The sequence below is a fragment of the Staphylococcus sp. HMSC057A08 genome (assembly GCF_001812925.1).
GTDB classification, from domain to species: Bacteria; Bacillota; Bacilli; order Staphylococcales; family Staphylococcaceae; genus Staphylococcus; species Staphylococcus hominis.
On sequence record NZ_KV810854.1, the window covers coordinates 1 to 15,095 of the forward strand.

Sequence of the window (15,095 nt, forward strand, 5' to 3'; positions counted from 1 at the left end):
AAGAAGAAACAGATGCACTTGCAGCACAACGTCGTGCAGTTCAAAATGAATCAGAAATAAATCAATTATCTAATCCAGCAAGAAGTCATCAAACTCAAAACAGCGAAAATGAATCACAAGCTTCTAAAATTGCATCGGCAGCTAGAACTAAGCAAGCTAAGTTAAAAGATAATAAAGATGTAGCAAGTAATACTCAAAAATTATTTGAGGAGGCACCAATAACATCTTCTAAATATGATAAAGTGCCTAATTTGATAACTAAAAATCATAAGTCATTTAATAAAGATGAAGAAATAACAAAAAATAAACAAACTCACCATGATGCTAAATTTGAAAAAGGAGTTATTACTCACCAACATCAACCATCTCAATCAAATTCAAATCAAAAAAATAAAAAACATAATCAAAAACGTAAAAATCAGAATCAAAAAAATCAAAATAAAAACAAAACGCCAAAGCAACAACAAAGAGCTGAAAAAGCAAATAGTAAAATAGAAAAACGTACATTTAATGATTAATATTTTTAAAAGAGCAGTGTAATATTTTACATTGCTCTTTTAATTCTTTATATAGTATTATTAATTATATTAATTTTAATAATTCAGAAATATTAGAAAATTTATTCGATTTATAGTTGAACATTTTTAATGTAATTGTTAGAATACTATCTAAATACAATTATTTTACCGCTTTAAAGTAATATAATTTAGTATAGTAAAATTTATTGAGGTGAGTATGAATGTCTACAAAGTTAGAACAATACAGGGAAGAGATAATTTCAATTAATAATCAAATTCTAGACATATTATCAAAAAGAGGGGAATTAGCTCAAAAAATAGGAGAAGAAAAAATTAAGCAAGGTACTAAAGTTTATGACCCTCAACGAGAAAAAGAAATGATTAATGAATTAATGGATCGTAATAACGGACCATTTAATGATAATGTAATTAAACAATTGTTTAAAGAAATCTTTAAAGCGTCTACTGATTTACAAAAATCAGAAAATGAAAAACACTTATATGTTTCAAGAAAATTAAAACCGGAAGATACAATTGTAAAATTTGATAACGGTGGAGTTATTGGTGATGGAAATAAATCATTTGTATTTGGTCCATGCTCTGTTGAATCTCAAGAACAAGTTGATGCAGTAGCTCGTGATTTACAAGCCAAAGGTGAGAAATTCATTAGAGGCGGTGCATTTAAACCAAGAACATCACCATACGATTTCCAAGGATTAGGAATTGAAGGGCTTAAAATATTGAAAAATGTTAAAGATAAGTTCAATCTTAATGTTGTTAGTGAAATTGTAAATCCAGCTGATTTCGAAATTGCTGATGAATACTTAGATGTCTTCCAAATTGGTGCAAGAAATATGCAAAATTTTGAATTACTTAAAGAAGCTGGACGTACAAATAAGCCAATCTTATTAAAACGTGGTTTATCAGCTACTATTGAGGAATTTACATTTGCAGCTGAATACATTGCTTCTCAAGGTAATAAAAATATTATTCTATGTGAACGTGGTATTCGTACTTATGAAAAAGCTACTCGTAATACACTTGATATTTCTGCCGTACCTATCTTAAAACAAGGTACTCACTTACCAGTAATGGTAGATGTTACACATAGTACAGGACGTAAGGATATTATGTTACCGACTGCAAAAGCAGCACTTGCAGTGGGTGCAGACGGAGTAATGGCAGAAGTACATCCAAATCCATCAGTAGCTTTAAGTGATAGTGGTCAACAAATGGATTTAAATGAGTTTGATAAATTTTATAATGAATTAAAGCCATTAGCTGACATGTACAACTCTAAACAACTTAAATAAAACATCATCCTTTAATTTACTAGCTATTCATTTTACTAAAATTTAGGGCAATATAGAAAGTTTTATATTTAACTTCTATATTGTTCTTTTTTAGTTAAAACGAATAGTTTTATTTTGATTTTATTAAATCTATTAACTAAAATTTGACACAATTGTGAATATAAGTCTTATATATTTGACACATTACCAATTTATGATAAACTTTGAAAATGAAATGAAAACACGTAATAATAATAAATGAAACGCTTACAAGGAGGAAATTATGACGGTAACTATATATGATGTAGCTAGAGAAGCTCGTGTATCTATGGCAACTGTATCACGAGTAGTTAATGGCAATCAAAATGTAAAACCAGAAACACGTAAAAAAGTAAATGATGTTATTCAAAGATTAAATTATAGACCAAATGCTGTTGCAAGAGGACTAGCTAGTAAACGTACAACTACAGTAGGCGTTATTATACCCGATATCTCTAATATTTATTATTCTCAACTTGCTAGAGGTATTGAAGATATTGCAACAATGTATAAGTACCACTCTATCATTTCTAATTCAGACAATGATCCAGAAAAAGAAAAAGAAATTTTTAATAATTTGTTAAGTAAACAAGTAGATGGCATTATCTTTTTAGGTGGTACAATTTCTGATGAAATCAAAGATTTAATTAATCATTCTTCAGTTCCAGTAGTAGTATCTGCAACAAATGGTAAAGATGACAATATCGCATCTGTTAATATCGATTTTGCTAAAGCTGCCAGAGAAGTTACAGAACAACTTATTAAAACAGGCGCAAAAGATTTTGTACTTGTAAGTGGAGATTATTCTAAAAAGGCTCAAGAAGATGTACTAAGTGGTTTAAAGGATGCTTTAAACAAACATCAATTAAAGTTAAATAACACTATAGAATTATCAGGTTCAGAAAGCTATAAAGACGGAGTGAATGTCTTTGAAAAATTAAAAAATAATTTGCCTGATGCTATATTATCTATTAGTGATGAACAAGCAATTGGTATTTTGCATAGTGCTCTTGATGCTGGAATAAAAGTTCCAGAAGAACTACAAATCGTTAGTTTTAATAATACGCGTTTGGTAGAAATGGTTAGACCTAAACTATCTAGTGTCATTCAACCATTATATGACATCGGGGCAGTAGGTATGCGTCTTCTTACTAAATTTATGAATGAAGAAGACATTGCAGAACCTAATGTAGTTTTACCACATAGAATTGAATATCGAAACACTACTAATTAAAGTAATGTAAAAAAAAGGATAAAATCAAAATTTTATCCTTTTTTAATATATAAGTTACTATAATAAAATTATGTAAACCCTTTTAATATTGCTAAATTGATTATAAATAAAATTAAATTTTTGTAAACGCTATCAAGTATTCGACATATATTTATTTGTTAGTTATTATAAAGTAGTAAGATGGTTTGGTAGTTATTTCTAAATATCTTATTACATAAAATTTATTTTAAACAAGGGGTTGAAATAATTTGGCACATTTATCAGATTTAGATATTGCTAATCAATCAGAATTAAAATCAATTGGAGACATTGCGAAAAAAGCAGGAATACCTGAACATGCTTTAGAGCAATATGGACACTACAAAGCTAAAATTGATATTAATCAAATTCAATCAAGAGATGAAAAAGGTAAAGTTGTCTTAGTAACTGCAATGAGTCCTACACCAGCTGGTGAAGGTAAATCAACTGTCACAGTAGGCTTAGCTGATGCTTTTAATGAGTTAAATAAAAATGTTATGGTTGCTTTGCGTGAACCTGCTTTAGGGCCAACTTTCGGAATTAAAGGTGGCGCTACTGGTGGGGGATATGCGCAGGTTTTACCTATGGAAGATATTAATTTACACTTTAACGGTGATTTCCATGCAATTACAACAGCGAATAATGCATTATCAGCATTTATAGACAATCACATTCATCAAGGTAATGATTTAGCAATTGATGTACGTCGTGTTGAATGGAAACGTGTACTTGATATGAATGATCGTGCATTACGTAATGTCATCGTTGGGTTAGGTGGACCAACTAACGGTGTTCCACGTGAAGATGGTTTCAATATCACTGTAGCATCTGAAATAATGGCGATTTTATGTTTAGCTCGTAATATTAATGATTTAAAAGAAAAAATCAGTCGTATTACAGTTGGTTATACTCGTGAACGTAAACCAATTACTGTTGCAGACTTAAAAGTTGAAGGCGCTCTTGCAATGATACTTAAAGATGCAATTAAACCTAATTTAGTACAAACTATTGAAGGAACACCAGCACTTGTACATGGTGGGCCATTTGCTAATATTGCTCATGGTTGTAACTCGATTTTAGCAACTGAAACTGCACGTGATTTGGCAGATATTGTTGTTACAGAAGCAGGCTTTGGTTCAGATTTAGGCGCTGAAAAATTTATAGACATCAAAGCACGTGAAGCAGGCTTTGAACCTTCTGCAGTTGTCCTAGTAGCTACTGTTCGTGCGTTAAAAATGCATGGAGGTGTTGCTAAAGATAATCTAAAAGAAGAAAATGTCGAAGCAGTTAAATCTGGTATTGTTAATTTAGAGCGTCATGTTAATAATATTAGAAAATTTGGAGTAGAACCTGTGGTTGCTTTAAATGCATTTGTACATGATACTGAAGATGAAACTGAAGCAGTTAAAGCTTGGGCTAAAGAAAATAATGTACGAATTGCCTTAACAGAAGTATGGGAGAAAGGTGGTAAAGGTGGCGTTGATCTTGCTAATCAAGTTCTTGAAGTCATCGATCAACCACAAGAATTTAAATTCTTGTATGATTTAGATCAATCATTAGAAGAAAAAATTGAAACAATTGTAAAAGAAATCTATGGTGGTTCTTCAGTAACGTTCAGTAAAAAAGCAAAAAGACAATTAAAAGAATTTACCGACAATGGATGGGGCAAATATCCAATCTGTATGGCTAAAACACAGTACTCATTTAGTGATGATGCAACCGCTTTAGGCGCACCAACTGATTTTGATATAACTATCAGAGAATTAGAAGCTAAAACAGGCGCTGGATTTATTGTTGCATTAACAGGTGCAATTATGACAATGCCGGGATTACCTAAAAAACCAGCGGCATTAAACATGGATGTCACTGATGAAGGTCATGCAGTAGGATTATTCTAATTTAGATTAAAGAAAAAACGTTTGAGACTTTTACTGTCTCAGACGTTTCTTTGTTTTACCAACAAATTTCATCATTTTGTTGGTAAAACTGCATGTGAAAAGACAAGTAATTTAGCGACAAAACCAATTAAAAGACGAATTTCAGGTAATTTAAATGATATATCGATATTTTGTGTTATTACTATCATACATTTATTTTAAAAGTCTTTTAAATTCAATACTCATAAACTATTTAAATTAATATAAAGTGCGATAAAAGATATTGATTGATTCATTGAGGCTTAGTTAATAAATGATCATAAATAGTATATTGTTTTGCCTGTTGATATGTCTTTTTAGTAATTACCCCTTCCACTAGCATTCGTTTTAATACATAATGCTGACGGTCAATACTAATTTTAACTTCGTTATAAGCCTTCAAATCACCATTATTTTCATACGGTGTATACGTATAAGGACTTTGCAATAAGCCAACAAGATAAGCGGATTGTGCAACATTTAACTTGGAGGGGGGAACGTTAAATAAACTATAGGAAGCAGATGCAATTCCAGTTATATTTGCACCATTATAATCGCGTCCAAACGGTACAATATTTAAATATGTATAAATAATTTCATTTTTAGATAATATTTTTTCAAGACGCATCGCTAATATAATTTCATTTGCCTTACGACTATATGTTTTTTCATTTGTTAAGACTTGATTCTTTATTAATTGTTGTGTAATTGTACTTCCGCCAGAACGAGAATTTAAACTTAAAACATCTTGTATCATTGCTCTTATTAACGCTTTTGGTAAAATTCCATCATGTTTAAAAAATAATGTGTCTTCAGAAGATATTAATGCTTTAATTACGTTTGAATTTACATGTTTTGGACCTACGATGAGAGAGTTTTGAGAATGATCATACTCAGTTAAAATATTTTTATCGTGATTCAAAATCTCATCACCTGAAAAGTGTAGTACGCGGTGTTTCAATTCAGTATCACTTATATTTGAAGCTTCTTGAGTAAGATGATGAAAATAAGTAGCAGTACCAAGAACAATAAGTATAGAACCTAAAACTATAATACTCAAAAGGCCTACCATAATATGTTTTATAAATTTATAATTTTTTTCAAACGTTTTAAATTGAATATCTTTAAATAATAATTTCATGGTAGTCCTCCTCAAATTAAATACAGTATATCATATCTAGCATATTTGACTTTTAGAAGAGGTTTTTTTATAATTATTATCAATTCAATATGTATTGAATAAGAGGAGAAGTAATATATAAATTAACTTAACAGAGAGTTAGTGGATGCTGTGAACTAACATGTGTTTATATATGAATACACCTCATACTTATTTATTCAACGTTTATTAATGAGCGTATCATTAATAGAGTAAACAATTCTATTTGAATTGTTAAGTATGGTGGTAACGTGCATAAGCGCCCTTACATTGTTGTGAGGGTGCTTTTTTATTTAATAAAAATAAATTTTATAGGAGGATATAACTATGTCAAATGCATTACTAGAAGAATTACAATGGAGAGGTTTAATTTATCAACAAACTGATGAACAAGGTATTGAAGATTTATTAAATAAAGAACAAGTAACGTTGTATTGTGGTGCAGATCCAACTGCTGATAGTTTACATATTGGTCATCTTTTACCATTTATGACATTACGTCGATTCCAAGAACATGGTCATCGTCCAATAGTACTTATTGGTGGAGGCACTGGTATGATTGGAGACCCATCTGGTAAATCTGAAGAACGTGTATTACAAACTGAAGATCAAGTAGCAAAAAATGTTGAAGGCTTAAGCGCTCAAATGCATAAACTATTTGAATTTGGCACAGATAAAGGAGCCGTACTCGTTAATAATAGAGACTGGTTAAGTCAAATTTCACTAATAAGTTTCCTACGTGATTATGGTAAACATGTAGGTGTCAATTATATGCTAGGTAAAGATTCAATTCAATCACGATTAGAAAATGGAATTTCATATACAGAATTTACCTATACTATTTTACAAGCAATTGACTTTGGCCACTTAAATCGTGAACTTAATTGTAAAATTCAAGTTGGTGGTTCTGATCAATGGGGTAATATTACAAGTGGTATTGAGTTAATGCGACGTATGTATGGTCAAACAGAAGCTTATGGTTTAACTATTCCATTAGTGACAAAGTCTGATGGTAAAAAGTTTGGGAAATCAGAATCTGGAGCTGTTTGGTTAGATGCTGAAAAAACAACACCGTATGAATTTTATCAATTCTGGATTAATCAATCGGATGAAGATGTTATTAAATTCTTAAAATACTTTACATTCTTAAGTAAAGAAGATATTAATCGCCTTGAACAATCTAGAGATGAAGCACCACATTTACGAGAAGCTCAAAAAGCACTTGCTGAAAATGTAACAGAATTTATTCATGGTAAAGAAGCACTTGATGATGCAATTAGAATTTCAGAAGCATTATTTAAAGGTGATTTAAAATCTTTATCAATTAAAGATATCAAAGCAGGGTTTAAAGAAGTACCTCAAGTTGAAGTTTCTAAAGCAACAACTAACATTATTGATGTTTTAATTGAATCTGGAATTGCTTCCTCAAAACGACAAGCAAGAGAAGATGTAAACAATGGAGCAATTTATATTAATGGTGAAAGAGAACAGTCTGTTGATTACAACTTAACTGATGAAGATAAATTTGATAATGAATTTACAATTATTCGCCGTGGTAAGAAAAAATACTTCATGGTAAATTATAAATAATCTTATCTGAGAAGAATATATTGAAAACGAGGTTAATCCATTATTTTGGATTAACCTCGTTATTTATTATCGAATAAATTGACTATTATTATCTTCAGAATTATATGATTGCGAAGATATTGATTTTTGATTTTTAAGAGTGACTGATACGTCTTTAGTTTTACCATCACGTATAACAGTCAACTTCACGGTTTCACCTGGCTTTTTATTTTGATATAAGTACGTTCTTAGATCGGTATCATCATCTACTTTTTTACTATCTACTTTAGTAATGATATCGCCAACTTTTAATTCACTAGAGTGGCTAACTTTTGCAATATACACACCAGTATCACGATCAGTTTTTAATTCTTTTTTATAAGAATCTGGAATATCACTTAAGTTAAGTAACCCTATTCCAATTGAAGGACGTTCTACTTTACCATGTTTAACGAGTTGTTCAATTGTAACTCTAACTTCATTACTTGGGATTGCAAAACCAATACCTTCAACTTGGTCAGCAGCAATTTTCATTGAATTAATACCTACTAAATTACCATTAACATCTACTAATGCACCACCAGAGTTACCGGGATTAATTGCTGCATCTGTTTGTAGCACATTTACTTTAGTTCCACCAGAAGTGGTATTAGATTCAATTGTACGTTCATTTGCAGAAATAATACCTGATGTTACTGAGTTAGCAAATTCTAAGCCAAGTGGGTTACCCATTGCGAAAACACTATCGCCAGTTTGAACTTTAGAAGAATTTGCGAATTTCATTGCTTTAATTCCTTTTTGAGAATCGATTTTTAAAACTGCAATATCTGAAACTGCATCTGTACCTACAAGCTTTGCTTCTACTTGTTTACCGTTATGTAATTGTACTTTAATTTGTGATGCACCATCAATAACGTGATTATTAGTGACGATATAAGCAGAATTGTTGTTAATTTGATAAATAACACCAGAACCGATACCGGCTTCTTGTGCCTTAGTTGATTTACCTTGTAATAAATCGTCAAAACTTGTTGCCTTTTGCATATTGATGACACCTACAATAGCAGGAGAAACATCTTTGATCATGGCATTAACCGATTTATATTTATCACTTTTACCGTCTAACACATTGCCACCTTTATCATTCGTAGCCTGTTGGACTTGAGATCCACCACTATTTGAATCATCTCCATTCATAAGTCGATTAACTCCTAAAACAATTAATGCTCCTATGATACCAGCGATTAGAGCAATAATAATAATTCTAAACCATGGAAACTTCGGTTTAGGTGGACGTGAATGCTGATAATCGCTGGATTGAAAATATTGATTATATTCTGTCATATTAAACCTCCGTATATATTTTAACCATTATCTCAATTATGAAGAAAATATTTAAATATTTCTAGTAAATAGCTATCAGTCTTAAGATGTATCTTTTAAAATCTTGTTCACGTGATAAGTTAATGATAAAATCGACTAAGTGTAGAAACTTAGAAGTAGGTGACAAAATGTATAAATTTATTAGTAAATTTTTAGAATTAATAATCGTAAAAATGGCACGTTCATTACATATTGTAGGTAAAGAGAACATTCCTAAAGATAGTAAATATGTTGTGACTTGTACCCATGAAAGTTATAATGAAGTGATTTTATTAGGATTAGCTTTAATTCCAAATGAAATTCATTATATGGCTAAAAAAGAATTATTTAGTAATAAATGGGGTGGCAAATTTTTAAGATCTTTAAATGCTTTTCCAGTAGATCGAGAAAATCCGGGACCTAGTACGTTAAAACAACCTGTTAAATTATTGAAAGATCATAAAACAGTAGGTATCTTCCCAACAGGTCATAGAACTTCAGTTGAAGGCGCGCCTTTAAAACGTGGAGCTGCAACGATTGCTATGCTAGGTAAAGCACCAATCTTACCAGCTGCTTATGTTGGACCAACGAAGTTACATGGTTTAGTCACTGGTCAAGCGATGATTAAATTTGGTAAACCTATTTATCAATCTGACATACCTAAAGATTTAAAGCGTAACGAAAAAATTGATTTTCTAACTAAAGAAATAGAAAGACGTACAGCACAGTTACAACATGAACTTCATCTTATTCAAGAACGTCTTTAATAGATATTGATAGCATTATTCATCAGAAGATTTTCTAAATAGAGAATCTTCTTTTTTTATAAATAATTGATAAATGGATGATAGGAGTACCATGAGTGAAAATGACAAGTTTTAAGAAATCTATTTTCCGTTAGTACCATATATTACCTAACGTATGGTTCTTGTTATTTTGTCTTTAATCATTTTTATTTAGTTAATGCGGAAAGATTATTTAATAAAAAAATAGATTTGAAGTAAAATACCAGTTAATTATCTCAATCAATAATAAAAATCATTTATAATATCTTATTAAATATATATACGTTTTAATCTTTATTGGTTAAAGCGTATCTTTTTTATTTTGTCATCACATTGTCTATTTATATAAAATAAACATATAGCGTAACCGCTTACAAATATGGTAGATTATATATTGGACTAAATACATAAAAAATATAATTTTTAATAAATAAAGGAGGATAAAAGATGTTTAAATTCTTTCAAAATCTCGGAAGATCGTTAATGCTCCCTGTAGCAGTTTTACCAGCAGGAGCAATCATAACTGGGATAGGTAACTTACTAAATGCACTTCATGTTCTTCCCACAGTAGCCATGTTCTTTTCAATTGTAGGAACAGCTATTTTAGGACAATTAGGATTAATTTTTGCTATCGGTGTAGCTATTGGTATGGCTAAAAAGAACGATGGTGCCGTTGCTTTGGCAGGTGCGTTAGGATATGCCATGGTAACGAAAGTATTAAATCCAGAAAATGTGGCTACGTTATTTAATATAAAAGAAAAAGCAGTTAACTTAGGCTTTACAAAAATGGATAATTCTAATGTATTTCTTGGTATTATTATCGGGTTAATTGCAGCATATTCTTTTAATAAATTTAGTGAAGTTGAATTACCTATGGCCTTGTCATTTTTTAGTGGTAAACGATTAGTACCTATTATGACTGTATTTTTTAGTACTATATTAGCAGTTATACTATTATTTATTTGGCCTATGGTCTTTTCAGGCATTGTTGCATTTGGAGAATGGTTAGTAGGTTTTGGTTCATTCGGAGCATTTTTATATGGTGTCTTTAATCGACTACTTATTCCTACTGGTTTACATCATGCATTGAATGCAGTATTTTGGTTCGATACAGCAGGAATTAATGATATTGGTAAATTCCAAACAGGTGTAGATGCAGTAAAAGGTATAACAGGACGTTATCAAGCAGGTTTCTTCCCAATTATGATGTTTGGTATACCAGCAGCAGCACTTGCAATGTATCACAGTGCTGAGACAAAGCAACAAAAGCAAATATGGGGATGGTTTTTAGCAAGTGCTATTTCAGCCTTTGTAGTAGGAGTTACAGAGCCAATTGAATTTGCATTTATGTTTGTTGCACCTGTACTTTTTATCATACATGCCTTATTAACAGGGCTTTCATTATTTATTGCATCTCTATTTCAGTGGACTGCGGGATTCTCATTTAGTGCAGGATTAATTGATTATGTTTTATCACTCATTAATCCAGTCGCTAATCACCCTTTAATGCTATTAGTTCAAGGTATTGTATTCTTTATTTTATATTATGTTATTTTTAGAATTATGATTAAAGTATTGAATTTAAATACAATAGGACGTGGTGATAACTTACTAGCTGATCCAATAGTAGAAGAAACGACAACTATAGATAAATCAAAAAGTGGAAAATATCATCAACCAGCTACACAAATATTAGAAGGTTTAGGTGGAAAATCTAATATCGATAGTTTAACAAACTGTGCTACACGACTTCGTTTAGAACTAAAAGATAATACGATTATTGATGAACAAAAAATTAGAAATGCTGGAGCTGTTGGGGTGACGAAAAATGGCCACCATTCAACACAAGTAATTATTGGTACACATGTTCAACAAGTAGCAGATGAAATTGAAAAACAGATGAAATAATTCAACAGAAACAATAAAAGCGACATTATATGTCCAAATCATTTGTTACACTATAGTCCTATTGATAAATATTATTTATATAAAAGAGCTAATGCTAGATTTTAAGCATTGGCTCTTATTTTTATTACATTGACTTTATATAAATGTTCGTTATGATTATAAGTATCAGAATAGTCAAAAAATGGAGAGATGTCGATGAAATCAATTTTATTTGATGTAGATGGTGTGTTTTTAAGTGAAGAACGTTGCTTTGATGTATCTGCCTTAACAGTTGAAGAACTATTAAAGAGTGATGATTTTTTAGGTTTAGATAGCGCTCAAAATTTTAATCATATGAATGATGAATTAATTGAAGATATAAGAACACAAGTATTTTTAAACGATCAAATTTTAAATCAATTAAAATCTTTAGGCCTTAATTCTAACTGGGATATGTTATTTGTTGTATTTAGTATTCATTTCATCCATCTCTTGAAACAGTTGGATTCAGAAACAATTAGACAAGTGACTCATGTTGAAACGTTTTCAGTTGAGACTCTACGTGAATTACAATCTTATAATTATCAATTTAAAGTTAATTATGCAGTACCGTTAAAATTTATTCAAAATAGTCAAAGTGGTAAAGAGAATATTTATCTTGAATTAGAAGATTACGCAAAAGATCAATTAAATATTGAAAATGCTAAATTATTTAATTTAAAAAGTCCACTTTGGAATTTAGCTAGAGCAGTATATCAAGAATGGTATTTAGGAACAACTTTATATGAAAAAGTAGAAAAGCTTACTCCTTTGTCTATTCCTAAGTCTGGTTTTATTTATGAAGAAAAGATCTTACGTCCTGTGGAAGAAATTAAAACATTATTAAATGATATAAAACAAGCAGGTTTTAACATTGCCATTGCAACTGGTAGACCAAGAACAGAAACAATTGTTCCATTTGAGTCCTTTGGTCTTAAATCTTTTTTTAATGAAAATCATATTGTCACAGCGAGTGAAGTATTGAAAGCTGAGTCAGTATTTCCAAAAGAAGGGACACTAGGTAAACCTAATCCATTTAGTTATATTGCAACTCTTTATGGAAACAATGAGGGAGATTATTTGCACTATATTCAAAATCAAAAACATATTGTTAATGAGAATGATGTATTTATTGTTGGTGATTCATTAGCGGATTTATTATGTGCTAAAAAGATTGGGGCAACATTTATAGGTACTTTAACTGGTTTAAGTGGGAAAGAAGCAAAAGAAGACCTAGAGCAACACGGTGCTGACTATATTGTTAATCATATTTGTGACATCAGACATATTCTACTTAATAAATAATAAAAAGAAAGGAACGCCGAATATTATCGTCGTTCCTTTCTTATTTATTATATTGATAAAGTTGTACCGTAGATGTTATCAAAATCACCAATCTCATATAATTCTTTAATAACTTGTTGAGTAATAGGTTGATCTATTGACAGAATCATCATTGCTTGTCCACCTTCAGAACTTCTTCCTAAAGACATTGAAGCAATATTGATATCATGTTTACCGAGTAGTTGACCTGTTAAACCTACCATTCCTGGTAAGTCTTTATGATAAGAAATAAATTGATAAGTATTGGGTTTAAAATCTACTGAATAATCATTAATTCTTACAATACGTGCACCAAATCCATCTATTACAGTTGCACCAATTTTTACTTCTTCATGTTCACTTATCAAATTAATTTGAATATAATTGCTGAATGTTCCTTGTGAAGCACGATTTTCAATATGATGAGTGATACCTTGTTCGTTTAATAATGCAATAGCATTAATTAAGTTCACGCGTTCACCTAAATTTTGTTTTAAAATTGACGTGACGATTGATCGAGTAATTAAATCAGATTCTTTTTTAGCATTTTCTCCGTTAAAAGTCACTTTAATCTCTCTAGGTGCATCATCTAATAATTGAATTGCCAATTCACCTGAAAGCTGGCTAATACGAAGCCATTGTTGTGTCTTCTCATCAATATGGTTTAAGTTTAACTTAGGTGCATTGACTGCATTTGTAACATTACCATTTTCTAAAATATCAATGATTTCTTCAGCAACGGATACAGCTACTTTTTCTTGTGCTTCAATCGTAGATGCACCTAAATGAGGAGTTACAATAATATTTTTATGATCGAGAAGCGGTGAATCTAGGGGAGGTTCATTTTCAAATACGTCTAATGCTGCTCTAGCAATTTGATGTTGATTTAAAGCATTAAGCAAGTCGTTTTCATTAATAATTCCGCCTCTAGCTACATTAATAATTTGTAACGTTGGTTTGGCTTGATTAAAAAAATGAGCATCGATAATTCCTTTTGTTTTAGGTGTTAACGGTGTGTGAACGGTAACAAAATCTGAACGTTGAGCAATTTCATCAATCGTTGCTAGTTCAATTCCAAGTTGCTCGGCTTTTTCTTTAGTCAAAAAAGGATCATAAGCTAAAACAGTCATACCAAAACTTTTTAATCTTTCTGCTACACCTAAACCAATACGTCCTGCTCCAATGACGCCTAATACTTTTTGATATAATTCAACTCCTTTAAATGCTTTACGATTCCATTCTTTATTCTTTAGTGATGTGTAAGCTTGCGGAATATTTCGTGCCATTGCTAGAATCATAGCAACTGAGTGCTCAGTAGCAGAAATCGTATTTCCATCGGGAGCATTTACAACGAGTATACCGTTTAGAGTTGCTGATTTTATATCAATATTATCCACACCTACACCGGCTCTAGCGATAACTTTTAAGTTTGAAGCATGGTTAATAATAGATTCTGTGACTTGAGTTTGACTACGTACGATTAACCCTTGATAGTTAGGAATAATATCGACAAGTTCTTCTTCAGTTAAACCAGACTTAAAATCAACCTTAAAATCAGGATGATGGATTAAACTTTGTAAACCTTCTTCTGAAATTGGATCTGAAACTAAAATATTATGCGTCATGTTGAATTACCTCCGTAAATTTTAACGTAGCTTTACCAATATAATTGACTTTACGATAATCTGTAAGAATTATCTCTAAAGCTGAAACAACAGATAAAATATCAAAAGGTGACACTTTTCCCATGTGACCAATTCTCAAAATGGTTCCTTTTAATTTGCCTTGACCACCAGCAATAGTAATATTAAATCTTGATTTTAGTGTTGATTTAATATATGTTAATTCGTCTTTATCGTGAGGGATAAAAGAAGTAACAGTAGGAGAGGCATATGAGTCTTTAGTAACTAATAATTTTAAATCTAATGCTTTTAAACTTTCTCTTAAACCATCT

General features: G+C 30.7%; 11 protein-coding genes and 1 pseudogene. 8 read left to right on the forward strand and 4 right to left on the reverse strand.

The window, feature by feature from the left end; all coding sequences use genetic code 11:
- The 4 genes from HMPREF2881_RS11805 to HMPREF2881_RS04635 all read left to right on the forward strand — a co-directional run.
- Nucleotides 1-518 (forward strand): hypothetical protein (locus tag HMPREF2881_RS11805; protein WP_176744868.1); only part of this gene is annotated, 518 nt, incomplete at its 5' end.
- Nucleotides 519-739: 221 nt separating this feature from the next.
- On the forward strand, nt 740-1,831 hold the full coding sequence (locus HMPREF2881_RS04625; protein WP_002487996.1) for a bifunctional 3-deoxy-7-phosphoheptulonate synthase/chorismate mutase: 1,092 nt from the start codon (nt 740-742) through the stop codon (nt 1,829-1,831).
- 262 nt (nt 1,832-2,093) lie between these two features.
- Nucleotides 2,094-3,083, forward strand: coding sequence for a catabolite control protein A (gene ccpA / locus HMPREF2881_RS04630; RefSeq protein ID WP_002455197.1), 990 nt, complete (start codon nt 2,094-2,096; stop codon nt 3,081-3,083).
- A gap of 248 nt (nt 3,084-3,331) precedes the next feature.
- On the forward strand, nt 3,332-4,999 hold the full coding sequence (locus tag HMPREF2881_RS04635) for a formate--tetrahydrofolate ligase (RefSeq protein WP_002448301.1): 1,668 nt from the start codon (nt 3,332-3,334) through the stop codon (nt 4,997-4,999).
- A 271-nt stretch (nt 5,000-5,270) separates the two neighbouring features.
- Here HMPREF2881_RS04635 and HMPREF2881_RS04640 read toward each other — a convergent pair whose 3' ends face one another.
- Nucleotides 5,271-6,158, reverse strand: a complete 888-nt coding sequence (locus tag HMPREF2881_RS04640; protein WP_002448304.1) for a transglycosylase domain-containing protein — start codon at nt 6,156-6,158, stop codon at nt 5,271-5,273.
- A 345-nt stretch (nt 6,159-6,503) separates the two neighbouring features.
- Between HMPREF2881_RS04640 and tyrS the strand changes: the two genes are divergently transcribed.
- Complete coding sequence (tyrS, locus tag HMPREF2881_RS04645; protein WP_002487995.1) at nt 6,504-7,766, forward strand: tyrosine--tRNA ligase; 1,263 nt, start codon at nt 6,504-6,506, stop codon at nt 7,764-7,766.
- Nucleotides 7,767-7,832: 66 nt separating this feature from the next.
- On the opposite strand, the gene HMPREF2881_RS04650 is transcribed toward tyrS, so the two are convergent.
- Nucleotides 7,833-9,089, reverse strand: coding sequence for a S1C family serine protease (locus HMPREF2881_RS04650; RefSeq protein ID WP_002455201.1), 1,257 nt, complete (start codon nt 9,087-9,089; stop codon nt 7,833-7,835).
- A 167-nt stretch (nt 9,090-9,256) separates the two neighbouring features.
- Here HMPREF2881_RS04650 and HMPREF2881_RS04655 point away from each other — a divergent pair, with 167 nt between their 5' ends.
- From HMPREF2881_RS04655 to HMPREF2881_RS04665, 3 genes are all read left to right on the forward strand, one after another.
- Nucleotides 9,257-9,874, forward strand: coding sequence for a lysophospholipid acyltransferase family protein (locus tag HMPREF2881_RS04655; protein WP_002448288.1), 618 nt, complete (start codon nt 9,257-9,259; stop codon nt 9,872-9,874).
- A gap of 465 nt (nt 9,875-10,339) precedes the next feature.
- Nucleotides 10,340-11,800 (forward strand): N-acetylglucosamine-specific PTS transporter subunit IIBC, encoded by a 1,461-nt coding sequence (gene nagE, locus HMPREF2881_RS04660; protein WP_002488000.1) that lies wholly within the window; start codon nt 10,340-10,342, stop codon nt 11,798-11,800.
- 195 nt (nt 11,801-11,995) lie between these two features.
- Nucleotides 11,996-13,123, forward strand: coding sequence for an HAD family hydrolase (locus tag HMPREF2881_RS04665; RefSeq protein WP_002487992.1), 1,128 nt, complete (start codon nt 11,996-11,998; stop codon nt 13,121-13,123).
- A gap of 47 nt (nt 13,124-13,170) precedes the next feature.
- On the opposite strand, the gene serA is transcribed toward HMPREF2881_RS04665, so the two are convergent.
- Nucleotides 13,171-14,766, reverse strand: a complete 1,596-nt coding sequence (gene serA / locus HMPREF2881_RS04670) for a phosphoglycerate dehydrogenase (protein ID WP_002487982.1) — start codon at nt 14,764-14,766, stop codon at nt 13,171-13,173.
- Nucleotides 14,756-15,095 (reverse strand): annotated as a pseudogene (locus tag HMPREF2881_RS11650) (alanine--glyoxylate aminotransferase family protein); the annotation flags it as partial. The pseudogene HMPREF2881_RS11650 and the gene serA, both read right to left, overlap by 11 nt.

Coding starts and splice junctions, on each gene's coding strand:
- ccpA (WP_002455197.1), top strand. CDS start 2,094: ATGACGGTAACTATATATGATGTAGCTAGAGAAGCTCGTGTATCTATG.
- HMPREF2881_RS04650 (WP_002455201.1), bottom strand. CDS start 9,089: ATGACAGAATATAATCAATATTTTCAATCCAGCGATTATCAGCATTCA.
- nagE (WP_002488000.1), top strand. CDS start 10,340: ATGTTTAAATTCTTTCAAAATCTCGGAAGATCGTTAATGCTCCCTGTA.
- HMPREF2881_RS04655 (WP_002448288.1), top strand. CDS start 9,257: ATGTATAAATTTATTAGTAAATTTTTAGAATTAATAATCGTAAAAATG.
- HMPREF2881_RS04640 (WP_002448304.1), bottom strand. CDS start 6,158: ATGAAATTATTATTTAAAGATATTCAATTTAAAACGTTTGAAAAAAAT.
- tyrS (WP_002487995.1), top strand. CDS start 6,504: ATGTCAAATGCATTACTAGAAGAATTACAATGGAGAGGTTTAATTTAT.
- HMPREF2881_RS04665 (WP_002487992.1), top strand. CDS start 11,996: ATGAAATCAATTTTATTTGATGTAGATGGTGTGTTTTTAAGTGAAGAA.
- serA (WP_002487982.1), bottom strand. CDS start 14,766: ATGACGCATAATATTTTAGTTTCAGATCCAATTTCAGAAGAAGGTTTA.
- HMPREF2881_RS04625 (WP_002487996.1), top strand. CDS start 740: ATGTCTACAAAGTTAGAACAATACAGGGAAGAGATAATTTCAATTAAT.